The organism is Desulfosarcina variabilis str. Montpellier (assembly GCF_048565275.1).
GTDB classification, from domain to species: Bacteria; Desulfobacterota; Desulfobacteria; order Desulfobacterales; family Desulfosarcinaceae; genus Desulfosarcina; species Desulfosarcina variabilis.
This window is the reverse complement of record NZ_CP159846.1, coordinates 7,876,611-7,902,310: the sequence shown is the minus strand read 5'-3', so window position 1 is coordinate 7,902,310 and position 25,700 is coordinate 7,876,611. Positions and strand designations below refer to the sequence as shown.

Below are 25,700 nucleotides of genomic sequence, written 5' to 3'. Positions count from 1 at the left end.
GAACAGCGGTGGGTGCTCCCACGCGGAGCATGGGAGCGAGATAACGGCTCTTCCTATGCGCTTAAGTTGACGGGGATGCGCATCAGCGTGGGAACCCGTCAACTTGAGCTTCGCAGAGAACCGGAAACATAAAATACGAATCCCCGTTGAAAAAGAATTCGAAGATGAAAACGGCGATACAGACATTCTAAACACGTTCTGTATCGCCGTTTTTATATCCATCCAACTGGCCAACGCTTGCTATTGCTTTATGATCATACGGGTTACGGTGAATCGGCGGGGTCGAGAACCGCATCGATGACATGAATGACACCATTGGTGCACTCAATATCGGTGACCGTCACCATGGCCTCCCTGTTTCCGTTAAGATTAAGGATCATGTCGTCGTTGACGACATCGATCCTGACATTCAGCGCGTTGAGCATCACCGCACTGGTCCCGTCCAAGGCAATTGCATCGCTTGCAGGAACTTCGGCGTCGATCATGTGATACAGCAGCAGATCGATCAGCGTGGCCTTATTGTCAGGCTCAAGAAGCGCAGTCACGGTTCCCACAGGCAACAGATCGAAGGCGTCATCGGTGGGGGCGAAGACCGTGAACGGGCCGGTTCCGGACAGGTCATCGTCAAGCTCGGCAGCCTGCAGTGCGGCCACCAATGTGGTAAATCGTCCGTCGTCTACGGCGGTTTCCACGATGTTCAGCGTCGGTTCCGAACTAACCGGTGCATGATCATCGCCGTCACTGCATGCAAGCAGGGAAACAGATAGTAATATTGCCAGAACAAGTGTACCTACTTTGTGGTTGGTATGTTTCATTGTCTTCCCTTTTTCATTCGCTGCTCTCCTTTGCCCTCAACACCAAGATGCTCCACCCCATGGAGGTGATCCAGGCGGCCATCGCCCGTGCCCGATCCGCATCCGGTCAGGCGGTGAGCATCGAACAACTGGAAGGCTTTGTTCGCCAGATTCTCGGCTGGCGGGAATACATGCGTGGCATTTACTGGGCCCGAATGCCCGACTACGCGTCCCTGAACCACTTCGGTCACACCGCCGGCCTGCCGGATTTCTACTGGACCGCCGAGACCCGCATGAACTGCCTGCACACGGTCATATCCCAATCCCTGACGCAAGCCTATGCCCACCATATCCAGCGGCTCATGATCACGGGCAATTTCGCCCTGTTGGCGGGCATCGATCCGGACGAGGTCGACCGGTGGTACCTGGGCATATACATGGATGCGGTTCAATGGGTGGAGATCGTCAATACGCGGGGCATGAGCCAATATGCCGATGGGGGCCTGGTCGCCACCAAGCCTTATATTTCCTCCGCCAATTATATCCACAAGATGAGCGACTATTGCGATCGCTGCCATTACCGGTGGCGGATCCCCGTGGGGACGCGGGCCTGCCCGTTTAACAGTTTCTACTGGGCCTTTGTCCATCGTCACCGGCAGACGCTGGCCGGCAATCCGCGCGTGGCGATGATGGTTCGGACCTGGGATCGGATGTCGGCCGGTAAACGGGATGCGCTGCTGGCCCAGGCCGACCATTACCGGGCGGCGCTGAACACCCTCTGAGGCGCAGATTTTACGAACCGCTTCAGGATTGAACCGTGTCTTCCCGGATCGCTGACCGGTGCTTTTCCAGGCGGCCTGCACGGCAAGCCCATGGGCACCGGATGCCGGTTGTTGCGATTTTTCGCCAGACGGCAAACCGCATACGGGTATGGGTAGGATTGGCCTACCGGCAACCGATCAAACATTTCATATTGCAGCCATCTCGAGCGGCCATATTTTTTTTACGAGGATATCGAACAGAGGCCGTGTCCTTTTCAAGATCGCTCGCTTGCAGGAGGTGTTACCATGAAATGGTCCATTAGAATCGGAAAATTCGTCGGCATCGACGTGTATATGCATCTTACCTTTCTTTTGCTCGTCGGTTGGGTTGCGCTGGTGCACTGGCAGCGTGGTCAAAGTGTGGGCGCCGTGCTGGTGGGTGTTTTGTTCATTCTCGCCATCTTCATGTGTGTGGTGCTGCATGAATTCGGCCATGCCCTGATGGCCAGGCGGTATGGGATCGCTACCCGTGACATCATTCTGCTGCCAATCGGCGGTGTGGCGCGTTTGGAGAAGATTCCTTCCCAACCCATGCAGGAATTTTGGGTGGCCCTGGCCGGACCTGCGGTCAACGCGGTTATCGCCGTGGCCTTGTTTGTCTGGTTGCAGGCAACGGCCGCCTGGGAGCCGATGCAGCGTCTGACGGTCACCACGAGCGGTTCGACGTTCCCTTTGCCATGATTGCCGACCCGGAAAAGCGGCTTTTCGAGGCCTTTCGTCTCAAACGGGCCGCCACTGGGGCGCTGTTTTCTGCCAAAACGGTATTCCGGGGGGGCACGGCCATGGCCAAGGGTCATGGTTTGGGCGCTCCCCGAGGTGACGTGCGCCAGCTCCCAGGAGTCTTCATCATCGGCACCGACGGCCGTATCCTGTTCAGCCACCATGCATCCGGACCGGATGATCACCCCCGGCCAGAAACGTTGCTGACGGCACTCGGTGCCGATGCCGTCGCCTGAACCACCCCTTCTTTTACCGGCGCTGCAGGGCGGGCCTGCCCGTCATCACTACCGCCGAATGGGCTGGCCATGCAGATGAGCCTGGACGGCATCGGCGGCTCGCCGACCGGACAGCAACGCCCATTGAATGCCCGGCAGGCTGACGTATTCCCCGCAGACGAAGACTCCCGACGGTCGCCGATGAATGTGTGTTTATGGTCTCCATGGTCAACCTAACCGTGGTCTTCGACAAGCGCAAAGCAAAAAGAAGGAGTTTGTCGGCATGCAACTGAATTGGATCGAACGTTTGTTTATTCTCAGTCCCGTTCGGTCCTTTTTGCAGCGTCACTGGGAAGCCCGGCAATTGCTGGTCATGGGCGGCCCACTGACGGGTGCCCATGTATTGGAAACCGGCTGCGGGCCCGGTTTAGGCATCGATTCGCTTTACCGTCGGTTCAAGGCGGTCCGGGTCGATGCCTTCGATCTCGATCCGAAGATGATTGCGCTTGTTCGCCGGCGACAACGGGCCGGCAGTCGCCGGACCCGGCTGTGGGTGGGCAACCTCCGGCACATTCCGGTGGCCGACGCGTCCTACGACGCGGTCGTCAATTTCGGGGCGATCCACCACGTGGTGCGTTGGCGCCAGGCAATCGGCGAAATTGTTCGGGTCCTGAAACCCGGCGGTGCGTTCTACTGCGAAGAAATTCTCAGCCGCTACATTACCCACCCGTTGCTGGGCCGGCTCATGGATCATCCGCAAGCGGATCGCTTCGATCGGCCCCAGTTCATCCTCGCATTGCAGCGCAGCGGGTTCCAGATCCGTGCCTGCCGGCAATGGGGGGACTTGTACCTCTGGGTCGTGGCGATCAAGCCCGACGTTGCGGTTGCGACCCCCCGATGATTCTCAGCAAAACCGCGGAACCTGCTTGAACCTGCCGCCACGCGGTGCGCATTTGGCCACCGGCGATGATCGCGCTGCCGGGAATCAATCGATGGCCCGGCGACGCTATCCCGGAAGTGGCCGCAGAGGGCTGATTCAGACAGCTTGCCTTCCCCGGTTGCCCTGTTAATTAGCTGGCCATGCGATCGTACATGGAAAAACTATACAAATATTAGACAAACAATAGACAAAATATTGACAATAAGGTGTGCGAACCTATTTTAGTCCAGTGCTATGATGGGCATAGCTCGAAACGTGACACGGATCGCCACCGGACCACAGATGGCTTTCCGCGTCGCATTCACTCGAACAGGCAAGGAGGGATCATGCCGAGTTTCGTGATCGCTGAAAAATGCGATGGTTGCAAGGGCGGGGACAAAACCGCGTGTATGTACATTTGCCCCAACGACCTGATGGTCCTGGATCCGAATCAAATGAAAGCGTACAACCAGGAACCCGACCAATGTTGGGAATGTTTCTCGTGCGTAAAGATCTGCCCGACGCAAGCGATTGAGGTCAGGGGATATGCCGATTTTGTGCCCTTGGGCAGCAGTATCATGCCCATGATGGGGACCGAGGACGTCATGTGGACCTGTAAGTTTCGAAACGGGACCATCAAACGGTTCAAGTTCCCCATCCGTACGACGCCTGAAGGCCAGGCCAATGCTTACACCGACCTTAAGGGCAAGGACCTCGAGAGCAACCTGCTGTCCACCCAAGAGGCCGATGGATATCTCATTCCGCGGCCCGAGACGGTAGGTTGAGCATCGACGGTTTTTGACCGCAGGGCGCCTGCTCAATCGCGCATGGGGAACGCCGGTTCCCCATGCCCGCTCAACAACCGGAAAGGATATTCTTATGGATGAAACAACCTTTTTGAATGTACTCCAGATGACGGTTGAGAACCATGGTTGCCGGATCGTCGACCTGGATCTTGATCGTCGCATGATTAATCTGGATGGGCCGGACGAGGCGGTCGACGCCTGTTTCCGTGCCATCGCCGATCTCGTCGGAGAATAGTCGCCGGTGCGGCTGCGACGACGACGCGTATCCACCGGCCGGCATCACCCGCAACCGGGGTGGTGTCGAACGCACATAAAGGGGGGAACCCATGGACCACACAACCCACCGCTTGGCCCCCATCCCCATGGACGATCGGATCATGGCGCTGGCGCTGCAAATGAAACAGGCCGGCCTGCCGTGGGAACCCGAGGTCGGATGTTTCGTCTGGGATCGTGAGGGGATCATTGCCCAACCGTCGCCTTTTCCCAAACGGATCTACTTCATTCTCAGCATGCAGCGCTTTCTCGCCATTTTTGGCGATCAGGAAAAGATGAAGCGCCATCTGGTCTGGCTGCCCACCTGGTACCAGGCCCGGCAGGTCCTCCGGCGCCTGCGGATTGCGGATCCCGGCGCGGATTGGGACCGATCGGCCGGCCAGTCAGCGACCGGTGAAGCGGAGATGATCCACCTGTATCAACGTATCTTGCAGGGGCTCAGGGCCTCTGGCCAAGAATCCGCCGGCAAACGCCATTCTGTGTCCAGGGGCCAGGAGAGCGGCTGGATCCGTGCGGTGATGATATCCGATTTGGGGGATGTGACGCGGCTGCCCGTGCCGGTCCAGCGGCGAATTGAGGCGGTTTACCGCGAGGTTGCCTGTGCATACCTGGGGTGGCGACGCATTCAGGAGGGCCAGGCCGATGATTGGCTGCCACCAGAGACTGCCTTCGACAACGATTTGCTCTGCGAGCTGGGCCATTTCTATTCCGACTACCAGAAGTCGATCCAGTCACTGGACCGCATTCGCAAGGTGGCCCACCTGTTGGGGGCGATCGATCCACACACGGACCGCGAAAATTTCGACCGGCTGATGTCCCTGATTCTCGAGCGTGACTACCCGCAGTCGCCCCAGCAGAACATTATGAATCAGTTGACCACCGGTGAAGCGATTAACCCGGTTTCCTGAGGCCGGCGCCCTTTGTGGGGACATGGCAGAGGAGGAGGAAATTGCTGCCGGCCCTATTTGTTGCTTTCACCCGGACGGTTTCGTTGGGTATGCCTGTCCACGAGAACCGTTTTTGCTTTTAAACCGCATGAGATCGACGCCCATCCAATGCCGCGCTGACAAAAGGCTCCAGGTTTGGCGGTGGATGACGCAATCCATCCACCCACGCTTTCGGGAAAGCCTGAGACCCGTTTGCCGCCCCCAGCAGCGCCCCCAACACCGCTCCCCGTCCGGCGTTGTCGCCGCCCAGATTGGTATTGGCGATCAGCGCACCAGCGGCATTGTGAGGATATTTCAAGGCCAGGTATATGACTGATGGCAGGGCGTCTTCGACGTAACAGGCGCTGCTGAGGCGGCTGCCGATGACCGTTTCGTCGGGGTCGGCCAGCCAGCGCAAAAATGGGAAGCCCATCAGGGGATTGTCCTGGCTTTTGATCTTGTCGACGATGGTATCTTTGAGCGACGCTTCCTTTAAAACCGGAAGCAGAATATCCAAAAGCAAATCACCCGCCGCTGCCATTTTACCCCCCAGGTGGGTGAGGCGCAGGTGCTGAAGCGCCAGCCGCTTGGCCGTGGGCGGATCGTCGGCGTAGCGCACAATCAACGGAATCATGCCGATGATGCCGCTGATATGCTTTTCGACGATCCCACAAGCCCGAAGCGGCCTGCCATTGGCATAGTTGGTAAAAAAATGGCGGTGATATTCCTCCACATAGGTATCCCGGTGCCTGCCTGGCGTGGTCATAAAATCGATGTAGCGTTTCAGGAACGCATCGCTGTCGTAGGTGCCGTTTTCGACAATGCTATCGATCAGCTGTGCACAGAGTTTCAGGTTGAGCGTGTTTTCACCCGCTTTCAAAAACTGATGGTAATGAACCCCATGTCGTCCCCAATACTTTTTCTGGTCGTGGAGAATATCGGCCGACGGGTTGGCCGCCTCATACGCCGAGCGCCACAATATGCTGTCAGGGTGAGGATTTCTGGGGGCCTGATAATCGGTCACCCGGCCGTAATCCCGGTACAGCGCCCGCCGATCATAGTACCAGTGCACCGGCATGGCCAACGCATCTCCGATGAACATCCCAAGAATCGCGCCTTTTTGTCGGGATTGAAAATCAACGCTTGCTTTCATCTTGCCTCCTCGATGTGCGCAAAGCAAAACAGTCAGGTCCGGGGTTGCTGTCGGATCGGCGTCATTTGAAGGTCCGTAGTGCGCCCATACCGCCATCCACGGCCAGGATCTGGCCGGAAATCCATGAGGATGAATCCTCGAGCAGGAACGTTGCCGCGGCAGCAATGTCGGCAGCACTTCCGAATCGCTTGAGGGGGTGCCGTGCCGCGGCTGCAGATCGCTTGCCGTCATCGGACAGCAGCGTTTTGGCCAGATTCGTATCCGTCAGTGAGGGCGCGATGGCATTGACCCTTATTTTGGGAGCCAACTCGGCAGCCAGGGAACGCGTCAACCGTTCGATGGCGCCCTTGGCGCTGGCGATGGATGCATGAAAGGGCATGCCCGTTTCTACGGCCACCGTGCTGAAAAGGACGATGGAAGACGGCTCGGTGGCCCTCTTTAAACCCGGCAGGCAGGCCTGTATGGCGTTGATCGCTCCCAGCAGGTTGATTTCAAGGTCTGCCAGGAAATCATCCCTCTTTAGCCGATGGAATGGTCGCAGACGGATGGATCCGGGGCAATACACCAACCCAAATCGGGTTATGATTTCGTGAACGGGACCCCCAGATGACGGCCAAGTACATGCGGCAACTCCTTACGGCATGCATCGATGTCTTTAAACTGATATCCCGCCGCCAGTTCTCCCTGGTCATAGACGTCAATCGCCGGGGTGTATGGGGGATATGCGAACAATGCGTTGACGATGACATCGAATGCACCGTGGTGACTGGCGACCACTACCCCGGCGTCAGGTTGACCGGTGCCATCGATGGAGGCCGGAGCCTCACCCAGCATCTGTTGCCGGACGCTGGGCGGAAGGTAAATCGCGACCGCCGATTGCGGTATGCGTACGCCGCGGTGCAAACGCTCGAAGAAAGCGATTTCCGATTCCAACAGGTCCTTGAAGGTGACCAAGACCCCAGGCCGCATGAACGGTCTCATTCGACGCAAGAGATCCACCAACATCGCCTGCCATCCGGCAACAACTTCCGTGGTACCAACCCCGGCGCGTTCTTCAACCACACGCGCGATTCGCTGGTTCTCCTGAAATCGATTGTGTCCCATCAAAATCCATCCTTTCGTCAATCGTCAGCCGTCAGTCTCTACTGGAAGTCAGGTTTTTCCGTTGTTTGTACTCCCATGCTATACACCGTGTTCCGGATCTGCAAGCCGCCGTGATCGGGTTCATGCCAGTGGTGTCGTGATTGAGGGAGTCGATAGGTACCTGTATTGATAGCATATTTAAAGTGGATAGAATGCTGGGCGGTAGGTTCGGCCTATTACTGAATGCCCAAAAGACTCTTGGTGCGTCGATTCTGGATGGGGAGTTTTGTCCTGCCAACATACGGTCAACTTGCTCGTATTGTTTGTCCGCGAAAACTGCCAACTATATATTGATGAGAAACAAAAAAGCCAACCGGGACCGAAGCAGGTCAGCCGTAAATGGCTGTGTCTGTTGTGGTGCGGTTGAGAAAACAAAATGATCAATGGGATCAATGGTGGGGAGAAAACACAAAGATGGTATAACTCTTCAGAATCAACAGGTGAGGTGTAAAATGAAAGTCACAGTAAAATGTTTTTCTACACTGGCAGATGGTGATCATTGCCGGTATGATCGGTCAAGAATGATATCAATGGAAAAGGATGCGGCCAGGGTCGACCAACTCGCCCAACAGATTTCGATCTCCGAGAAGGATGTCTCCGTGGTATTCGTCAACGGGAAGCACGCCAGCTTGGATTCAACACTCTCCGAGGGGGATCGCGTCGCGTTCGTGCCACCCACCGGAGGCATGTAGATCGGTTTCGTATGCCAATACCGGTGGTTGGGTGCTGTCACTGGTCAATCGATCGTCGTTGGGCCGTTGTGAAACGTTAGGGTGAAGGACCGTTTGTCATTTGCGAACGGTCCCAACGATTGGCAATATGTCGCAGAGTCACGGCGCCACAGGCTGATAACACCCCGACGGTATAGGGATGAAGGTTTTTGGTCGTATGAATCTTGTCGATTGAATGGCGTGGGCTTCGCCCAAAAGCAAAAAGGGGTATCGCCGATACGAACGATCTAATCATCGGATCAGAAACAAACCCCTTCTGCGTTTTCGAGCGAAGCTGGCTGGAGAAAAGAACGCTAAGAATTACGTTTCGGAATCCTTCTTCAGTATCATCCGGCATACCTTGCTTTCAGGTGCCGCAATGAATGTGAATGCGAGAATAAACAGGGGCACGGAAAAGATGAGCCCCACAACAGGAACAATCAGAAACCCCAGAAAGCCGAGCGCCAGGGCCAGTGGCAGCATGATCAGGCCGATCACACGGCTGGAGTATTTTTCAGTTATGCAATTTATTTTGTTCATGTTTAACCTCCCATTGGTATCGTCAATTTGCTTTGTCTAAGCCGGTCTTGAATTTTATCATCGCGAACAGTCAATCCCTGGGGAACGGTTGATGGACTTTTAATCGTCAGCGTCAAGTCAAAGAGGCAACGTAGAGAGATGCGGCCAATAGAAAAAGTCCGATCATGATCAGAAGCAAGGACAGTTTCTGATTGCTTTCTCCGGATGCATGTCTGGTTTTTTCTTTTTGTCGTCCGTTGACTGTTTTGCGTTCATAGAGATCCTGTACCTCATCGATCGGCAGATAGTCCAAGTCCCAATGCGTGACCTGCCTGATTTTCTCTTTTTCTTTGATGACGCGAATCTTGTGAATCCCGTTGTTCATTGTCTTTATTCCTCTAAATTTTAACCCTTTTCATCGGCATAGAGACCCGTTCATTCTTGCTGCCATGCTGAAACAGATGTCATCGGGAGCTTTCCAGTATGCAAACTTGGAAATCGGCCAATGCACCATTAATTCCGGTTTCTGGCCCATAGATCAACATACGCACCATTAATTTAAGACATCAGGAGGGAGATACAACGATGGGCGGCTAATTGTATTGTAGCAGTCTATACCTACCATTTCACGAGTGGCGGTTCAACGGTCGCGGAAGCGGTCATGGGGTCTTGCCCTTGGGATTCTTTTCGGTAAGATATCGCCAATAGCGGCGCGGCAGCTGCCGGCGGTGCAACCGGGGATTGTTTCGGGATCGGATTGTAGCGGCGGCAAAGTAGCGCTGCCATAATGCCTGGCAGTCCATTTCCTGTTCATCGGCTTCCAACTCGATTGCGTCCGGCACCGGGCCGTCCCAGCGAATTTCTCTCGTCGTCTGCCGATGGTATCCAAGACCGTATTTTCTGGCCGTATCGTAAATGATCCAATCCTGGTCGGCGTAGCGGATTTCGAAGTGGCGCCGAATCAAAGGCAGCACATCATAGCGGGGTGCGATCAGCGCCAGGTAGGAATCGTCGCCGGCCTTCTGGAAGCGAATGAAACCTTTCATCCGATGGGCCTCGCGGCGAACCTTCTGGCTGAGTTGATCGATGCGGATGCCCACCGTCAGATCGACTGATGGCGCGAGGCCTCGGCGGCCGGGAATGGCCTCTGCGATACGCCGCATAATCAGCGTTTCCACGTCGGCATGTTCCGAGAGATGGGCCTGGACCAGCCGTTGCCGCTGGCTGGCGCCCAGATGTCGCTTCAGCCCACGCCACACACGGCCGGCACTCGCCGGGTCGGTGTCGATTCGTACGCAGTCGTCGAACAGGCCCCGCTGACCGTTGCCGGTCGATGCGATCGCATCGGGTATCAGAGACGTCGCGTAAGCATGAAAGACGGCGGTCAAAAGCCCCTCAAAACTGCCATCGGTTTCGAATACCGTGCGGCGGGAAGGCGCTGCAGCCTTCGGCCGGTGGCGCGTTGGGGGCCCCGTCCACTGGGTCGTTTCCATGCCGTCGCAGCGGATGAAGGGCTTGGCGCGAGAAACCACGGCGCCCAGCTGTTTGAGGTGTTCGAATCGAAGCCGTCCCTTTTTGCGTAAGCCAACGATTCGATGGGCCGTTTTCAGGCCGATGCCCGGTGTCCGCAATATCATCTCCCGGTCGGCGGTATTGATGTCCACCGGAAACAGTTCCGGGTGCTGTCGGGCAAAGGCCTGTTTGGGATCGATGTCCAGCTCCAGCCAGGGCGATGACCGGCTGATCACCTCATCCATGGAAAAGCCGTACAACCGCATCAGCCAGTCGGCCTGATAGAGCCGATTCTCCCGTTGCAGGGGCGGTTGATTCACATCCGGCAGACGACCGCCAGGGGGGTAGACCGGAACGTAGGCCGAATAGTAGACCCGCTTCAGAGACTGTTGCCGGTACAGCCGATCCGCCAAGGCCAGCACCTCGAAATCGGACTCCGGACTGGCGCCGACGATCAGCTGGGTGCTCTGGCCGGCGGGGGCAAAAGCGGGTACGTGACGCAGCCGCTTGCGGTCTTCGCGGGTCTCGGCGATGGTTTCTCGGATGACATCCATGGGGGTCAGTACGGCCGCGAAAGTCTTTTGCCCGGTGAGGCGCTTGAGGCTGGTTTCGGTGGGAAGCTCGATATTGACGCTCAGTCGATCGGCATGCCGTCCGGCCGCCCGAATCAATCGGCGACTGGCAAAGGGGACGCATTTGAGATGAATATAGCCGTTGAATCCCTGCTTTCGAAGCCCTTGGGCGGTTCGGACCAGACGCTCCATGGTATCGTCGGGACTGCGCATGACGCCCGAACTCAGAAAGAGGCCCTCGATGTAGTTGCGACGGTAGAAGTCGATCGTCAGGTCGACAATTTCTCGGGGGGTGAACATGGCGCGGGGGATGTCGTTGCTGCTGCGGTTAACGCAATAGGCGCAATCGTAGATACAGGCATTCGTGTACAGAATCTTCAGCAAGGAGACGCAGCGGCCGTCTTCGGTGTAGCTGTGGCAGATGCCCGAGGCGGCGGCATGCCCCAGTTTCCTTCCGCTGTTGCGCCGCCGGCTGCCACTGGACGCACAGGACGCATCGTATTTGGCCGCATTGGCCAGTATGGTCAGCTTGGCTTCAATTCGCATCGTCTCGTCCTGAGGGTTGGAATTGGATCACAACCATCATCCTGGCATCGCAAAGCCGGGCGGCAATTTTGATAAAACATGAATAATGCGAACCCGCATCATCCGTCAAGCCAATACCGATCAAGCCAAAAAACCGGCCGACACATCAGATCGAATTGACGCCTCTGGCTCAGGAGGCATTGTTGGCATCGGGAAGCCGTCCTCATTATCCGGTCAGATGAATTGCGCCATGTACGCGCTATCCGTCGGCCGCGATTCCACAATCGCGTGCAGGGCATCCTTGTCTTCCATGAGGTAATCGAACAGTGATTTTTGCTTGATTCCCACAGAACAGACGCGTCCCGGCGTGGTATTCACTCCGGACGTGGATATCTTTGAGAATGCAAGCAGATTACCCTGCTGGCCGACATGCCCGGTGTGGCTTCCGATGATATCACCATCGATCTGAACGACAACGTGCTGAGCGTTACGGGATAAGTCAAGGCCTTTGAAGACAAGGATGAAGATGATCCCGAAAGCTCAGATGCATTATTGTGTTGTGTATTGACCATGATGAAATCCCATTCCCCGACATCTTGCATTTCCCAATCAAACTGTTATGCTCATAAAATCATACCCAACGCTTTCGTTATTCATGCCCACTCGGAGCGCTTGTCATTGATAATTTCATAGGTCAGAATTGACGACAGGATACCAATTCGAAGGTGAATAAATTGCCGAAATCATGGATAATGAAAGTATTTTTGAATAACAATTGTTTAAAACACCACCAGAATGATGCTGCCATGGCAGGGAGGAAAAGATAATGCCGGTAATTGTCTCGAAGGCGTGCGGCACCTTTCACGTAGATGTCTTACATAGGCATGATGCCACCATGGGGTCGTCCACTGCCGCCTCATCGATGAGAGGTTTTTCCATATGCCGGTGTCCATGATAAAGCAAACCATTACTGCGCTGGGCATAGCGATTCTGGGATCTTGCCGTGACCTTGCACCGATTGTGGTCGTCATCGCCGTGTTCCAGGTGATAATCCTGCGTCAGCCCTTTCCAGCGTTTTTTTCTATTGCAATGGGGCTTGGGCTGGTTGTCGTGGGGCTGGCCCTCTTCGTCGTTGGGTTGGATATCGGCCTTTTCCCTTTGGGTGAGGCGCTTGCCGAAGAGTTTGCCCGAAAAGGAAGCCTTACTTGGCTGCTGGTGTTTTCCTTTATGCTGGGATCAGGAACAACAGTGGCCGAGCCAGCGTTGATCGCCATTACCCGCGAGGGTGCACTCGCCGTGTCGGATGCCGGACTCATTCCCCGCACCCAGGCATCCATTACGGGATACGCACTGGGTGTCCGCTTGACGGTGGCTGTCTCAGTGGGCGCAGCGATCGTCATCGGTGTTTTACGAATCCTTCGTGGGTGGCCCCTGCCGTATTTCATTTTAGGCGGTTACGGCATGGTCATGCTGATGACCCTTTTCGCCCCGAAAGAGATCATCGGACTGGCCTACGATCTCGGTGGGGTGACGACCTCGACGGTGACCGTGCCCCTTGTGACCGCTTTGGGCGTGGGACTCGCCCGCACCATACGAGGTCGGGACCCGTTGACGGACGGATTCGGCCTCATCGCTCTGGCGTCGCTGACGCCGATGATTTTTGTTATGGTTTATGGCCTGGTCATGCACTGATCGGATGGGTCGAAAAGGGTCCCAGGTTGAAGGCGCAAATACCGCCATTCGAAAAGGCCACCCGCCACATCGGGAGATGACGATACCATGGAAATACTTTTCAATCCGGTTCGACTGCTTCTTGCCACCGCCAAAGACGTGGTGCCGGTGCTGGCGCTCCTGGTCTTTTTTCAGATGGTCGTGCTTCGCCAGCCAATCCCCCGGCCCAGGCGCATTGTCTTCGGTTTTTTTCTGGTCCTCGTTGGGATGGCTTGTTTTCTGGGCGGCCTCGATCTGGCGCTTTTCCCCGTGGGACGAAGCATGGCCAAAATGCTCACCGAAAATGCGGGTTTCGTCAGCGCGGTGTCCTGGACGGCTTACGGGTGGGTGTATCTCTTTGCATTCCTGGTGGGGTTTTCCACCACCATTGCCGAACCCTCCCTGATCGCCGTAGCCAACAAAGCCCAGGAGGCATCCAAAAGAACCGTGTCGGCCATCGGTCTGCGTGTCGCCGTGGCCCTGGGTGTCGCCGTCGGTATTTCCCTGGGCACGTTTCGCATTGTCACCGGCACACCGCTTTATCTTTACATTCTTGTCGGTTATTCTGTGGTGGCCATTCAAACCGTGGTTGCTCCGAAGGTCATCGTTCCACTGGCCTACGATTCGGGGGGCGTCACCACGTCCACGGTTACGGTTCCGCTGGTGACCGCGTTGGGGTTGGGGATCGCCTCCAACGTACCGGACCGCAGTCCGGTTCTGGACGGCTTTGGCCTGATTGCCTTTGCCAGCCTGTTTCCCATCATAAGCGTACTGGGCTACGCACAGTTTGCCCATTGGATGGCCCGGAGGAAAGACCGATGGAATGATTTCTCATGATGGGGCCTGATAAAACGAGGTAAAGTGCACCGCCAAAAGCAACCGGTTGGCAACGCCCAATGGAAATGTAATGTTATCGTGTATCTTGCGGAAATTGATTCACAGAGGAGGACAAACGTGGCCTTTAAATGCATCGTAGCCATGGTCAAACCAAATCTCACCGACAAGGTCGTCGACTCGGCGAAAGGAGCCGGCGCAACAGGGGCCACCATCATCGACGCAGCAGGTACCGGTGCGCGAGAAGCCAAGACGTTTTTTGGATTGAGCCTCGACATTCGCACTGAGGTGGTGCTGTTTCTTGTCAGTGAGGATGGGGTTGCACCGGTGCTGTCGGCCATTCACAAAGCCGGTCGATTTCAAGAACCCGGTACCGGAATTGCTTTTGTGCTCGGTGTAGAATCGGCCATCGGCATCGAAAGCCAGATGACCAATGAGCAATAGTTGACCTTTTTGGGGTCATGGCAAAGTACGCAAAAGGCCTGTAACGCACTATGTGGAGGTATATTGATGCTCTATAAAAATCCTGCCGGAATGAAGCCCACAGTGGCGGATTCGGCTACTATCAATGAGTCGGCCAAGATCATTGGCAACGTTTATATTGGCGAGAACGTTTATATTGGGCCCAATGCCGTGATACGCGCCGACGAACCCTGTCTTGAAGGAAATTTCGAAGGAATCGTTGTTGAACCAGATGTGCACATCCAAGACAGCGTCATCATTCACGCATTGAACGGAACTTTGGTTCGTATCGGAAAGGGGGCCACATTGGCACACGAAACTGTGATCATTGGTCCTTGTGATGTGGGGGAAAACTGTTTTATCGGTTTTAAGAGCCTGGTTTTCAAGGCCTATTTGGAAAAAGGGGTTGTCGTTCAGCACCAAGCTTTGGTCGAATGGGTTTCGATAAAGGCTGATAGGGAAGTCCCAGCCATGGCGACGATACTTACCCCGGAAGATGCTTCCAAACTAAAACCGGTTTCCGGCGACTCAACAAAATTTGCAAAGCAAGTGCGATGTGTCAATTCTATTACCAAGGGTAGCCGGCAATGATCAGCGCATCACCATCAAGACCCATCGTGTTCACTTAATCAGATAGGTGCGCGAATCGTTTCTTTATGTTCGTCAACGGCTTTATTGCGGGATTGCATAAAGAGTTCGTATACCACACTGGATTTTTCCATGGTAATCATGGTCTGGTGAATTTCGTTGACTAACTTCCCGCCTGAGCCTCTACCTGACGCCGAAGTTCTGCGGCCAGATCAGGCGGAATATTCAGACGGGCGGCGAGCATAGCCAAATACGACTGCTCGGCCGGCGTGTCCATATCAATCGCAAGCAATGACGCAATATAGATTTCGGCTGCCACTTCGGGACTAGTCGCACTGTTGACGATTGCATCCATATCAACCGGACGGCCCATTTCCGCTACTATGAGGGATTGGCTATCGGGATCGAGCCCCAACGTTTCGATGCGTTGGAATATGGCCTGGCTTTTCTTCGCATCGAGCCGTCAATCCGAGCGTGCCGCTGCAATCATTGCGCGAACCATTTAGCCTTTAGACATCCACTTTGCCCTGGGGCGTTTCGCCCCGCCGAGGCCAACTTCCCCGATCTCCATCACTCGACATGATGAAACAACGATTTGTCAATGTATTTCGTAAAAACAGTATTAAAATATAAAAACAAATAGATATTCAGTCAAATGGCACATGAGATTGTCAATAATTGATGTGGCACAAATACTGCTCCACTGAACGATTAAAAGTTGAATTGATGATGTGCCGACAAATTTTGGGAATAGTCTTAGGAATGAATACCGAGATACAAAGAAGCAGTTATTACAGATCGCTTATGCGAAATATTGTTCTCACAATATTATTAACGTCAATTACACCCACTGTAGTGATCAGTATCTTTATCCTGGATGCATTTCGCGTTTCCTATGAACAAAAAGTCTATGATCATTTCGACGTCCTGACCCGAAAGCACAAACGCAGCATCGATATCTTTCTGGAAGAAAAGTTAATGGACATTCGCCTTTTAGCAAGGACAAACCGGTTTGAGGATTTGACTGATCAAGCCATCCTGAATCAACGGTTCAATGAACTGCAGCGAGCCTTTGATCGTTCATTCGTTGATTTGGGGGTTGTGGATCATCAGGGTTACCAAATTGCCTATGCAGGTCCGCTGGAGCTTACCGGAGTGAACTATTCCAGTGCCAAGTGGTTCGAAGAGGCGATCAGCAGCCCGTTTTTCATCAGTGACGTGTTCAAGGGGATGCGTGGGGCGCCTCATTTTATCGTATCGGTGCGCCAAGAACGCGATGGCAGGCCATGGATTCTCAGAGCAACCATAGATTTTAGAGAGTTCAATGATCTGGTTGAATTTCTACGCATCGGTAAAACTGGATTCGCTTTCATTCTTAATACAAACGGCCAGTTTCAGACCAACCCCTTCGCCGACATCAATACTGATGAATGGGTTGGTCTCTTTGAAGACAGCAGGATCGTCAATCAATCGAACATGATAACCAGGAAACGCACACCCGGTGGAAACGAAATCATATATGCCATGACCACCCTGAAAAATGGTGATTGGATTCTGGTGATTCAACAGGATGCGTCGGATGCCTTTTCAGAATTGAAGAAAACCCAGAGAATTGTGTTGTTTTTCATTATGATTGGTGGCCTTGGCATTATCGCCGCAAGCCTGATCCTTTCAAATCGTCTTGTTAACCGTATCTCGCAAGCTGATATGGAAAAAGAACAGGCGCTTAGAAATAAGGAAATGATGTCTCAGCAGGTTATTGAAACCGGCAAGCTGGCATCAGTCGGAGAATTGGCTGCCGGTATCGCCCATGAGATCAATAATCCAATTGCCATCATGATCGAAGAGGCCGGCTGGATCGAAGATCTTCTGGAGGATGAGGAACTTAATGGAAGTAAGAACGAAGAGGAATTCTATCGTGCATTGTCTCAAATAAAAACCCAGGGCCGGCGGTGTAAGGAAATTACGCACAAACTATTGAGTTTCGCCCGTAAAACCGACTCGCGGATAGTTGAAATATCGGTGGCGACCCTGCTTGCAGAAATTGCCCATCTTTCATCCCAGAGAGCAAAGTACAGCAATGTCGAGATCAAAACCGATTTCGAAGAAAACCTGCCACCGATTCCAGCATCCGAAACCGAAATGCAGCAGGTCTTCCTGAACCTTGTGAACAACGCACTGGATGCGATGGAAAAAACCGGAGGAATCATTACGCTGGGCGCCAAACAAACCGTTAACCATATCATCATCACCGTAAGCGATGACGGACCGGGAATTGCGGACGCCAATATAGCACGCGTGTTCGATCCGTTTTACACAACCAAACCCGTCGGCAAAGGAACGGGCTTGGGACTTTCTATCTGTTACGGGATCATCAATAAAATCGGCGGGGACATTAACGTCCACAGTACAAAGGGTGAAGGAGCGACATTTGAGATCCGCTTTCCCATTAAACAAGCATCCGCATCGCCCAAGATAGATTTTGACAATAATGAAGCTCAAAAAGCGTCAGTAAACTCGAATACGCAGCAGTTAGAAGGGTAGCGATTACCAACCGGTGGGTGGTCCACCTAAGACGCCGGTCATGTCCGGTAGACACGGAGGTAGCGAATATGAACACGATTAAGATTCTTTTGGTAGACGATGAAAAACCTTTTGTCGATACCATGACAAAACGTCTGAAAAAGCGAGAAATTGAGGTTATTCCAGCCCATGACGGTTTTGAAGCATTATCTTGCTTGGAGGAGAACAGGGGTGTCGAAGTGGTCATTCTGGATATTAAAATGCCAAACATGGATGGAATGACTGCTCTCAAAGAGATTAAAAGCAAGTTTCCGCTAATTGAAGTGATTATGCTCACCGGTCATGCCACAGTTGAAAGCGGAATCGAAGGAATGAAAATGGGCGCTTTCGATTACCTTATGAAACCCTGCGATATGGACCAATTGATTGCGAAAGTAAATGAAGCGGCCAAACGCAAACGGGACCAGGAAGAGAAAATAATGGAAGCCCGGATGCAAGCGATTACCTTGCGTCGGCCCTAAGTAAACGACAAAATAGGGGAATAGGATGCTGACCGTTGAGGATACCCGGAATTCACCAGTAAGATTGCTGCTAATTGATGACGAACGTGATTACGTAAACGTATTGTCCAATAGGCTTTCAAAGCGTGGATTCGACGTTGGTAAGGCCAACAGCGGTTCTGAAGCGCTTCAGATTCTGCGCCAGCGCAGTTTTGATGTCGCCATTTTGGATTTAAAAATGGCTGACATGGACGGTATAGAAGTCCTTAAAGTCCTAAAAAAAATGGCCCCTGAAATGGTTGTGATTATGCTCACCGGACACGGCTCTGCGGAGGCAGCTCAGGAAGGGATTCGCCAAGGTGCCTACGATTACCTGACAAAACCGTGTGAATTGAATGCGTTAATCCCGAAAATCATGGAAGCGTACGAGAAACGACCCATGCTATGACCGGTGGCATGGGTGAAGCCGAAAAACGTTTTTGTATAGGCATACCGCCAATCAATGAAGGTGGCTGCGCGATTTGTGCAACTTCTGTAAAAATGACAATTGAGCGGAGATGAATAGATGACGATGATCCTTAAACATAGAGGGCTTCAGCTCTGTATATCGATTTTATTGGGCGCTATCATCTTGGTGCTACCCAGGCCCGACGGGACGACGTTCAAGATCGTAGGCGACATTGATCGCTCTTTTTTCCAAAAGGTTAGTGACCGATTTGAAATCATATCCAATGCTGGTTCCAATCCCGACGCTTATACCGTACGCGCCACAGTAGACCAACAACCGGAACCGTTGGGCACGTACCTGAAACAGCAGGCGTCCAATCATCCAAACAGCGACATAGAGGTGGTGCATCAGGACGGACTTTCACCGAAGGCACAACGATTTCTGGCGATATTGGCGGTGCTGATTTTCTTGTTTATGTTTGAGCCCATTCCGTTGGAGATTACTGCCATTTTGATCGGTGTTCTTCTGGCTGTGATGCAAATCGTAGATGTCAAAACCGCGTGGGCGCCCTACATGCATCCGGTCGTGGTCTTCATCATGTGCTGCCTGATTTTCGCCATCGCGCTGGATAAGGCGGGAATTACGAAACGGCTGGGACACTTCATTGTGGCCAAGGCGGGCACCAGCGTGACGAAATTTACCTTCATCATCAGCGTGGGACTGGGGCTGGCCTCCTCTTTCATGCATGACGCGGCGGCGGTGTCCATCGGTATCGTTACCATGCTGCCACTCATGCGAAGCGCCGGTATCGAACCCCACTCGCGTACAGCCAAGTTTATGTTGATTTCATTGGCATTCGCTTGTTCATGCGGTGGCATGGGCACGCTGGTTGGCGGTGGTCGAACGATGGTTTCCGCGGCTTTTTTAAAGGAGTTCACCGGTATTGAGATATCCTTCATGGACTGGATCAAGTATGCGATGCCCATGGCCATCGTTACCGTACCGGCTGCAGTGGGAGTGGTCTACCTTGTCTTTCGCCCCGATCCCGCGATAAGATTGCCAAAATTTGATGACGAGGTTCCACCGTGGTCAAAGAATGAGATCGTGACACTCATTATCATTGTGAGTAGCTTCATATTGTGGCTGACCAAGGAATTTCATGGGCTGCACTACTCGGTGACCGGTATGTTGGGTGTGGCTGCACTCGTACTTGCCGGAATTTTGAAATGGGATGACGTCCATGAAAACTTAGAATGGGGAACCGCTCTTTTCATATTCGGAGGCGGCATTTCTTTGGGCTTGGCGATGGGGGAGTCTGGAGCAGCGACCTATTTTGCCAATCTGTTTTTTCCCCTTGTTGAAGGGGGTGGCTGGTTGTTGCTCTTCGCCGGTGTAGCCATTTTCGGGGCCCTCGTTACCAATGCCATGGCCAATGTGGCGGCGGCAGCGTTGATTTTACCCATCGTCATTCCGATGGCACAACTGGAAGGCGTGGATCCCAGGGTACTGGCCTTGTGCATGGGAACCGCCACGTCCTTTGCCATGCTGCTGGTCATCGGCTGTCCGCCCAATGCAATCGCATACAGTTTCAAGGAGTTCAAGGCCGCTGATATCACCCGCGCCGGATTGGTGGCGACACCCGTTCTGCTGATCTTGCTGATCGTCGTCGCCGTGGTATGGTGGAACATTCTGGGACTCGTATAATACCGTTTCTGCAACTTCGAGGATACAGACATGGACCCGGATCAATTGAAACAAATCACCTTGATACTGGTGGATGACGAAAGCGAGTTTCGAAATGCATTGGCCAAAAGGCTGCTGAAAAGAGGACTTCCTTTTCAGCGGTGATGCACCCGGTCTCAAGTAATCAATCTTTGTAAAGAGGAGAGGGTGACAATGATTCATGTTCCCACAAACATATTACTGGTCGACGATGAAAAAGATTTCGTGGAAATGCTGTCGATGCGGCTCGAGGATGCTGGTGACAAGGTTACACCGGCCTATGATGGCAACATGTGTTTAGAAACGCTCAAAGATACCCCCATTGATGTGATCATCCTCGATATCAAAATGCCGGGGATGGATGGGATTCAAACATTAAGAGAGATCAAATCCCGGTATCCGCTGATCGAAGTCATTCTGCTAACGGGGCATGGAACCACAGAAACCGCCATACAAGGCATGAAGCTGGGTGCCTTCGACTATCTCCTGAAACCCGCCGATTTCGAGGAACTGAAAAGCATTCTTGATCGGGCCAAACAAAGAAAGGCCGAACAGGACGAACGCATCAGAAAAGCCGAAGCCAGGCAACTGCTTCGCAAAGGCGGCAACATATAATCGGAGTGAATTATGCAGACAGTATCAATCAAGGAACTGATGGTTCCGTTAGACGAGTATGCAACGGTTTCCAATGATGCAACCTTGGCGGATGCCATTCAGGCGCTGGATCATGCCCAGGAGACCTATTGTCAGAACAAATATCGCCATCGGGCGATCCTGGTGCTGGACACCAACCCGCAGCCGATAGGGAAAATCAGCCAAATCGATGCGTTGCGAGCATTGGAACCCAAATACAAAGAGATACAGAATCAAGATACACGAGGGGCATTTCGTCATTTCAGCCGCATGTTTCTGAACTCAATGATCGAATACGATCGCCTTTTTGACGGCTCGTTGGAGGATCTGAGGAAAAAGGCCGCCAATATCCATGTCCGTGATTTCATGCATACGTTGTCTGCAGATGAATGTGTGAGCGAGGATTCAAGGCTGGATGAGGCCATCCATTTATTGGTTATGGGGCACCAACAATCCTTACTGGTTCGGTGGGATGACAAAATCGTCGGTATCCTGAGGCTCACCGATGTCTTTTCAGCAGTTTTACAACCGCTAATGTCTCCGGCTCGAGTCTGATGCCAAGGTACTCAAACACCGAGTTAAAGACATTGTTCAAACCTATGATCGGTTCCAGGGTGTGAGCATTAACGTTACCGTCAAGGCCGGTGCGGTGAATGTGCTGATCACCCTGAATCATCCGGAAGACGTTCTTTTTTTAAAAAGAAAAATTGCCGATATTGATGGTGTCGTTTCCATTCTTATCATGGCCAATTTCGTTGCCTAACGTCCCGTCTGATCCTCTACCTGACACCGAAGTTATGCGGCCAGATCAGGCGGAATATTCCAGACGGAAGGTAAGTATAGCCTAATAATACTGCATCGAATAAGAAACAGCCGAGTTTACAGCCTGTCCAGGATGAATATGAAATCTACGATTTTAGTATTTAAAAAATACAGCTTGCTGTTGATAACCGGATCATTTCTTGGACTATTAATACATCTGGGTGTGGTGGGAATAGATGTTTTTCTGATTGAAAAGCCGGTCAATATTGATTTTGAAAAAAAATTCATTCAGTCAGCTTTTTCATTTCCATTTTTACCGATTCTCATTGCTGAAATTCTGTTTTCCATACTGACCTGTTTTTTATGGTTTTCCATGCAAAAGGCCTTAAAGCGTGCTCATGAATTGGATGTGAAAAATGAAAAACATGAAACAACCGTAGAAACTTTTCAGAAAATTATGGCGCTTATGGCAGAGCATATTGCGACTAATAACAATCAGATTTTAAGCAAAATAGAATATCAACGCCGCCAAGGCCTGAAAACCTCTGAAGCCATTGAGACAGCCAGTCAAAACATATCAAAAATTTTGCATATCTTATCTGAGGTTAGCTTTGTAGATCCGTATCTTTCAGAGAAAGGACATAATCCAAGCGATTTGCTAGAGAAATTGGCTACCCACCGAGAATGGGACGGCATGCAAACGGGGTGTTTCCCAAATGTAGCTGAGTCACGAACAAAGCCACCTGAACCGGCGTGACATCGTCACCATATATTCTCCAGCCTTCCGTGGGTAGCTTCAAGATAAAGCACGCCGATGGCTGATAGGTGAACCATTGAACAATAAAAGAGGGAATTAGCATGAAAACAAATTGGCAAATGACGTATACAGGGTCAACCCCTCCGCTTTAGGATGTTGACGAACCAAACCTGATGCGAAACATGTTCTCCTATGATGAGGTTCCAAAAAGAAGAAATTTGTGGAGAAATGCAATCGATTGGGGACTCTTTTTATTGCTTATTAACCCGAATTTTGTAGACTGATTATAAAATTAACCAAAAGACTTCAAATGAAAAAGAAAACCAAAGGGCAGTTAGAGGCAGAAATTTGCGAGACCGTCATTAAATTTGAAAAGGAGTTTATGGGCAGAGGCCCCCTGGAAACCAAGGCTTATATCATTGATGGCATGGTGTTGGTGAGGCTAAAAAATGTTCTCACCCAAGCCGAGTTGAAGCTGGCCGATGTGCGCGAAAGCAAGGACGGACGAGAGCTGGTCAAGCGCATTCGGATCACACTCTTGGAACAGGGCAGACCATTGCTTGAGGCAGCGGTGGAGAACATACTGGGCATCAAAGTAAAGAGCCTCCATACGGATATCAGTACGGTCACCGGAGAACGGGTGATTCTTTTCACTATGGATTCGTCGGTTTTATCCCTGCTTGCCCTGGAAGACGGCCGGGTCTTTGAGTACCGCTCGTTTTCCGGCCCTGGAGAAGCACCCGGATTTTTCCGTTGTATAGCGATTGGGGAAAGATTTCCGTGAGGTGGAAAGACATCCTGGATTACGGTGCAAGACAACGGTGTTATTACAATCAAAAGCAGAGAATCATGGTTATGAACAGTTCTCTTTTACTTTCGGTCACAACTTTTGTCTATGGTACGGCCGCCCTTCTTTATATCATCGCCTGGATCTTCCCCTTTTACCGGCGCTTAAAAGCAACTGGCTGATTGCGCATGTTGTTACCTGCTTTATCGGTTATGCGGGATTTGCAATTGCATTCTGTCTCAGCCTGATGCTTCTCGCAAGGAAGGAGACGCGGGACGGTAGGGGATCGATCTGGACAAAAATTCCTGATCGCCGCTCGCTGGATGATCTGACACACAAGATGGTGATGCTGGGCTTCTTATTCCTAACACTGGGGATTATCACCGGCGCGGTTTGGGCCAATTCCGCCTGGGGCCGCTACTGGGGATGGGATCCCAAAGAGACCTGGTCACTGATCACCTGGTTCATTTATGCCACGTTCCTTCATGCCCGTTTAATGCGCGGATGGCAGGGACGAAAGGCCGCGATCCTTTCGATTGTCGGGTTTGGCGCCGTGCTGTTCACCTATTTAGGTGTCAATCTGCTGCCTGGCCTGCACAGCTATGGAAGCATGTAAGTTTGGTCGGTTTGTGCAGCCAGGCTTTTGGTTGCATACAAGGCGCAGCATACCTTAGCCGCAAGGCGCTTTGCTTTCATCGTCGGCGAGGTGCGCTTCTTGAAAGGGCAAGAAAAACCGCAGTGGGCGGTCCAAATAACTGAAGGTACGCACCTCATGAAGTGGAAGATCATATTCAGATGGTCCTGCCTGTTCCTCTTCATCCTCCTCACGGCCTGTGAAGACGCGGATGTCGGGATGATGGTTCAGGCCAGCGCGGACGCCGTGCGGGCGGTCACTCTGTCGAATGAGGATGTCAGACGCCTGGGCGATGAGGTCGCCAAACAATCGGACCGGAAACACGCCGTGGCGCCGGCTGACAATCCCTATTCACAAAGGCTACAGCGCATCATCGGCACCAACGTTGAATATGATGGCCATGAGTTCAACATTAACGCGTACCTGTCCCCTACGGTAAACGCCTTTGCCATGGCCGATGGTACCATTCGGATATACAGCGGGCTGATGGATATGCTGGACGACCGTGAGCTGCTCTTCGTCGTCGGCCATGAAATGGGCCATGTGGTGCAAAGGCACATCCAAAACAAGATCCGGCTGGCCTATGCAAGCAGCGCGGTTCGCAAGGCGATCGCCTCACAGCGCAACGAGGCCGGCGAAATTGCCCGTTCCAGCCTGGGCGCTTTGGCCGAAAAAGTACTCAACGCCCAATTTTCCCGACAAGAGGAACGGGAAGCGGACGATTACGGCATTATATACCTGAGGAAGCTGGGCCATGACCGGCAGCCGGCGATCTCGGCCCTGACCAAACTGGCCACCCTTGGCAACGAGCACTCCTTCCTCTCCAGCCATCCGGCCCCGGAAGCTAGGGCAAAACGCCTAAGCAATAATCATTATGGCCCTCATACAGCGGCCAAACCGTCTGTTTGGAAACGCTATTGGTATTGGCTGAAAGACTTCATTAAATAACGTATCCGTTTGAATTTGTAATATATAGCCGAACGAGGCAATCAATGGATTGATTTTTAAATTTGATAAGCATCGTCATACCTGTGTGTAATATAATCAGCAAACATGCGGTAGTATTCTCTCTCGCCCAATATGCAGGCATATCGTTATGCGGCGATCTTAAACACCACGGCACATCGCTAAGTATAGTGCTTTGATGTAACGCAAATATAATGTTAACATAGAGCATTCCGAATAGTTAAGAACAGCGTCTTATCTTTGATGTTTCGTTCATGATGGTAATAGTGCAGGTTTTTGCGCCATTCGGTCTGGGAGCGTTCATGGGCGTGGTAATTGCCATGATGGATTAGCGCCTCACCCGGCAGGTGGAGCGGCAGATATTGGTGCTTGCGTCTGTGGCCATTACTACCGGGATGGCATTGCTCCTCGATGTCTTTGCCATGCTTGCAGTCTTGTTCGCCGGTGTCGTTGCTGTCAATGCTACGTCGACCAAGAAGCGGATCCTCAATGAACTTTCAGATATTGATTATCCATTCTACGTGCTTTTCTTCATCATGGCTGGAGCGGAACTCCACCTCGAAACCCTTGGCCAAATTGGTGCCATTGGAATGGTATACGTGGCCATGCGGGCCATCGGTAAATATTCCGGCTGTCGGCTTGGTGCCAGAGTGGCCAGGTCATCCCAAACCATACAGACTTGGCTATGACCGGCAATGTTAGCTCAAGCCGGCCTTGCCATCGGTTTGGCCAACACTCTGGCAATGGAATGGCCTGGTCCTGGTGA

33 protein-coding genes and 2 pseudogenes are annotated in these 25,700 nt (G+C 52.6%); 25 read left to right on the top strand and 10 right to left on the bottom strand.

Annotation, left to right across the window (positions count from 1 at the left end):
- Positions 1–263: 263 nt before the first annotated feature.
- On the bottom strand, positions 264–815 hold the full coding sequence (locus Dvar_RS35790) for a fasciclin domain-containing protein (protein ID WP_419658081.1): 552 nt from the start codon (positions 813–815) through the stop codon (positions 264–266).
- Here Dvar_RS35790 and Dvar_RS35785 point away from each other — a divergent pair.
- From Dvar_RS35785 to Dvar_RS35755, 7 genes are all read left to right on the top strand, one after another.
- Positions 815–1,576 (top strand): hypothetical protein, encoded by a 762-nt coding sequence (locus tag Dvar_RS35785; protein ID WP_419658079.1) that lies wholly within the window; start codon positions 815–817, stop codon positions 1,574–1,576. The genes Dvar_RS35790 and Dvar_RS35785 overlap by 1 nt on opposite strands.
- Before the next feature lie 285 nt (positions 1,577–1,861).
- On the top strand, positions 1,862–2,296 hold the full coding sequence (locus Dvar_RS35780) for a site-2 protease family protein (protein WP_419658077.1): 435 nt from the start codon (positions 1,862–1,864) through the stop codon (positions 2,294–2,296).
- Positions 2,293–2,571, top strand: coding sequence for an AhpC/TSA family protein (locus tag Dvar_RS35775; RefSeq protein WP_419658075.1), 279 nt, complete (start codon positions 2,293–2,295; stop codon positions 2,569–2,571). The genes Dvar_RS35780 and Dvar_RS35775 overlap by 4 nt, the downstream gene beginning before the upstream one ends.
- A 262-nt stretch (positions 2,572–2,833) precedes the next feature.
- A complete protein-coding gene (locus tag Dvar_RS35770; RefSeq protein WP_419658073.1) occupies positions 2,834–3,451 on the top strand; it encodes a class I SAM-dependent methyltransferase in 618 nt (205 codons plus the stop codon).
- Positions 3,452–3,816: 365 nt separating this feature from the next.
- Entirely contained in the window at positions 3,817–4,254 is a 438-nt protein-coding gene (gene aprB / locus Dvar_RS35765) for an adenylyl-sulfate reductase subunit beta (RefSeq protein WP_419658071.1), read from the top strand.
- A gap of 94 nt (positions 4,255–4,348) precedes the next feature.
- A complete protein-coding gene (locus tag Dvar_RS35760; protein WP_419658069.1) occupies positions 4,349–4,510 on the top strand; it encodes a hypothetical protein in 162 nt (53 codons plus the stop codon).
- 91 nt (positions 4,511–4,601) lie between these two features.
- Positions 4,602–5,456: a hypothetical protein gene (locus Dvar_RS35755; RefSeq protein WP_419658068.1), complete on the top strand. Its 855-nt coding sequence runs from the start codon at positions 4,602–4,604 to the stop codon at positions 5,454–5,456.
- Positions 5,457–5,574: 118 nt separating this feature from the next.
- Here Dvar_RS35755 and Dvar_RS35750 read toward each other — a convergent pair whose 3' ends face one another.
- The 3 genes from Dvar_RS35750 to Dvar_RS35740 all read right to left on the bottom strand — a co-directional run bounded on the left by Dvar_RS35750 (position 5,575) and on the right by Dvar_RS35740 (position 7,731).
- On the bottom strand, positions 5,575–6,627 hold the full coding sequence (locus Dvar_RS35750) for an ADP-ribosylglycohydrolase family protein (RefSeq protein ID WP_419658066.1): 1,053 nt from the start codon (positions 6,625–6,627) through the stop codon (positions 5,575–5,577).
- 61 nt (positions 6,628–6,688) lie between these two features.
- On the bottom strand, positions 6,689–7,192 hold the full coding sequence (locus Dvar_RS35745) for an SDR family NAD(P)-dependent oxidoreductase (protein WP_419658064.1): 504 nt from the start codon (positions 7,190–7,192) through the stop codon (positions 6,689–6,691).
- Between the two features lie 14 nt (positions 7,193–7,206).
- Positions 7,207–7,731, bottom strand: a complete 525-nt coding sequence (locus tag Dvar_RS35740; RefSeq protein WP_419658062.1) for a hypothetical protein — start codon at positions 7,729–7,731, stop codon at positions 7,207–7,209.
- 491 nt (positions 7,732–8,222) lie between these two features.
- On the opposite strand from Dvar_RS35740, the gene Dvar_RS35735 reads away from it, so the two are divergent.
- Positions 8,223–8,462, top strand: a complete 240-nt coding sequence (locus Dvar_RS35735) for a MoaD/ThiS family protein (protein WP_419658060.1) — start codon at positions 8,223–8,225, stop codon at positions 8,460–8,462.
- Positions 8,463–8,801: 339 nt separating this feature from the next.
- Here the strand turns inward: Dvar_RS35735 and Dvar_RS35730 are convergent, their stop codons facing one another.
- The 4 genes from Dvar_RS35730 to Dvar_RS35715 form a co-directional block, all read right to left on the bottom strand.
- Positions 8,802–9,020: a hypothetical protein gene (locus Dvar_RS35730; protein WP_419658059.1), complete on the bottom strand. Its 219-nt coding sequence runs from the start codon at positions 9,018–9,020 to the stop codon at positions 8,802–8,804.
- 112 nt (positions 9,021–9,132) lie between these two features.
- Positions 9,133–9,384: a hypothetical protein gene (locus tag Dvar_RS35725; RefSeq protein ID WP_419658057.1), complete on the bottom strand. Its 252-nt coding sequence runs from the start codon at positions 9,382–9,384 to the stop codon at positions 9,133–9,135.
- A 274-nt stretch (positions 9,385–9,658) separates the two neighbouring features.
- Positions 9,659–11,629, bottom strand: coding sequence for a putative DNA modification/repair radical SAM protein (locus tag Dvar_RS35720; RefSeq protein WP_419658055.1), 1,971 nt, complete (start codon positions 11,627–11,629; stop codon positions 9,659–9,661).
- 213 nt (positions 11,630–11,842) lie between these two features.
- Positions 11,843–11,986, bottom strand: coding sequence for a hypothetical protein (locus Dvar_RS35715; protein WP_419658053.1), 144 nt, complete (start codon positions 11,984–11,986; stop codon positions 11,843–11,845).
- A gap of 51 nt (positions 11,987–12,037) precedes the next feature.
- On the opposite strand from Dvar_RS35715, the gene Dvar_RS35710 reads away from it, so the two are divergent.
- From Dvar_RS35710 to Dvar_RS35690, 5 genes are all read left to right on the top strand, one after another.
- A complete protein-coding gene (locus Dvar_RS35710) occupies positions 12,038–12,106 on the top strand; it encodes an Hsp20/alpha crystallin family protein (protein ID WP_419664210.1) in 69 nt (22 codons plus the stop codon).
- Positions 12,107–12,547: 441 nt separating this feature from the next.
- Positions 12,548–13,300 carry a DUF1538 family protein gene (locus Dvar_RS35705; RefSeq protein WP_419658052.1) on the top strand — a complete coding sequence of 251 codons (753 nt, stop codon included), beginning with the start codon at positions 12,548–12,550 and terminating at the stop codon, positions 13,298–13,300.
- Positions 13,301–13,387: 87 nt separating this feature from the next.
- Positions 13,388–14,155 carry a DUF1538 domain-containing protein gene (locus Dvar_RS35700; RefSeq protein WP_419658050.1) on the top strand — a complete coding sequence of 256 codons (768 nt, stop codon included), beginning with the start codon at positions 13,388–13,390 and terminating at the stop codon, positions 14,153–14,155.
- Between the two features lie 117 nt (positions 14,156–14,272).
- Positions 14,273–14,596 (top strand): P-II family nitrogen regulator, encoded by a 324-nt coding sequence (locus Dvar_RS35695; protein WP_419658048.1) that lies wholly within the window; start codon positions 14,273–14,275, stop codon positions 14,594–14,596.
- Between the two features lie 66 nt (positions 14,597–14,662).
- Positions 14,663–15,205, top strand: coding sequence for a hypothetical protein (locus Dvar_RS35690; RefSeq protein WP_419658047.1), 543 nt, complete (start codon positions 14,663–14,665; stop codon positions 15,203–15,205).
- A 38-nt stretch (positions 15,206–15,243) separates the two neighbouring features.
- On the opposite strand, the gene Dvar_RS35685 is transcribed toward Dvar_RS35690, so the two are convergent.
- Together Dvar_RS35685 and Dvar_RS35680 are read right to left on the bottom strand one after the other, a co-directional pair.
- Positions 15,244–15,336 (bottom strand): hypothetical protein, encoded by a 93-nt coding sequence (locus Dvar_RS35685; RefSeq protein WP_419658045.1) that lies wholly within the window; start codon positions 15,334–15,336, stop codon positions 15,244–15,246.
- A gap of 29 nt (positions 15,337–15,365) precedes the next feature.
- Positions 15,366–15,650 (bottom strand): annotated as a pseudogene (locus Dvar_RS35680) (DUF533 domain-containing protein); the annotation flags it as partial.
- A 278-nt stretch (positions 15,651–15,928) separates the two neighbouring features.
- Between Dvar_RS35680 and Dvar_RS35675 the strand changes: the two are divergent.
- The 12 genes and pseudogenes from Dvar_RS35675 to Dvar_RS35620 all read left to right on the top strand — a co-directional run bounded on the left by Dvar_RS35675 (position 15,929) and on the right by Dvar_RS35620 (position 25,623).
- The gene (locus tag Dvar_RS35675) at positions 15,929–17,746 is read left to right on the top strand and encodes a sensor histidine kinase (RefSeq protein WP_419664209.1); all 1,818 of its coding nucleotides are present in this window, start codon (positions 15,929–15,931) and stop codon (positions 17,744–17,746) included.
- A gap of 68 nt (positions 17,747–17,814) precedes the next feature.
- Entirely contained in the window at positions 17,815–18,246 is a 432-nt protein-coding gene (locus tag Dvar_RS35670) for a response regulator (RefSeq protein WP_419658044.1), read from the top strand.
- A 25-nt stretch (positions 18,247–18,271) separates the two neighbouring features.
- Entirely contained in the window at positions 18,272–18,673 is a 402-nt protein-coding gene (locus Dvar_RS35665) for a response regulator (RefSeq protein ID WP_419658042.1), read from the top strand.
- A gap of 123 nt (positions 18,674–18,796) precedes the next feature.
- Positions 18,797–20,377 (top strand): SLC13 family permease, encoded by a 1,581-nt coding sequence (locus tag Dvar_RS35660; RefSeq protein WP_419664208.1) that lies wholly within the window; start codon positions 18,797–18,799, stop codon positions 20,375–20,377.
- 192 nt (positions 20,378–20,569) lie between these two features.
- Entirely contained in the window at positions 20,570–21,010 is a 441-nt protein-coding gene (locus Dvar_RS35655) for a response regulator (RefSeq protein WP_419658040.1), read from the top strand.
- Positions 21,011–21,022: 12 nt separating this feature from the next.
- Positions 21,023–21,583, top strand: a complete 561-nt coding sequence (locus tag Dvar_RS35650; protein ID WP_419658038.1) for an HPP family protein — start codon at positions 21,023–21,025, stop codon at positions 21,581–21,583.
- A 61-nt stretch (positions 21,584–21,644) separates the two neighbouring features.
- A complete protein-coding gene (locus Dvar_RS35645; RefSeq protein ID WP_419658036.1) occupies positions 21,645–21,791 on the top strand; it encodes a hypothetical protein in 147 nt (48 codons plus the stop codon).
- A gap of 138 nt (positions 21,792–21,929) precedes the next feature.
- Positions 21,930–22,547 carry a hypothetical protein gene (locus Dvar_RS35640; RefSeq protein WP_419658034.1) on the top strand — a complete coding sequence of 206 codons (618 nt, stop codon included), beginning with the start codon at positions 21,930–21,932 and terminating at the stop codon, positions 22,545–22,547.
- Between the two features lie 310 nt (positions 22,548–22,857).
- Positions 22,858–23,331, top strand: a complete 474-nt coding sequence (locus Dvar_RS35635; protein ID WP_419658032.1) for a DUF2294 domain-containing protein — start codon at positions 22,858–22,860, stop codon at positions 23,329–23,331.
- A 151-nt stretch (positions 23,332–23,482) separates the two neighbouring features.
- Positions 23,483–23,950 (top strand): annotated as a pseudogene (gene ccsB / locus Dvar_RS35630) (c-type cytochrome biogenesis protein CcsB); the annotation flags it as partial.
- Positions 23,951–24,106: 156 nt separating this feature from the next.
- On the top strand, positions 24,107–24,916 hold the full coding sequence (locus tag Dvar_RS35625) for a M48 family metallopeptidase (RefSeq protein WP_419658031.1): 810 nt from the start codon (positions 24,107–24,109) through the stop codon (positions 24,914–24,916).
- Between the two features lie 365 nt (positions 24,917–25,281).
- Positions 25,282–25,623: a cation:proton antiporter gene (locus Dvar_RS35620; RefSeq protein WP_419658029.1), complete on the top strand. Its 342-nt coding sequence runs from the start codon at positions 25,282–25,284 to the stop codon at positions 25,621–25,623.
- The last annotated feature ends 77 nt before the right edge of the window (positions 25,624–25,700 follow it).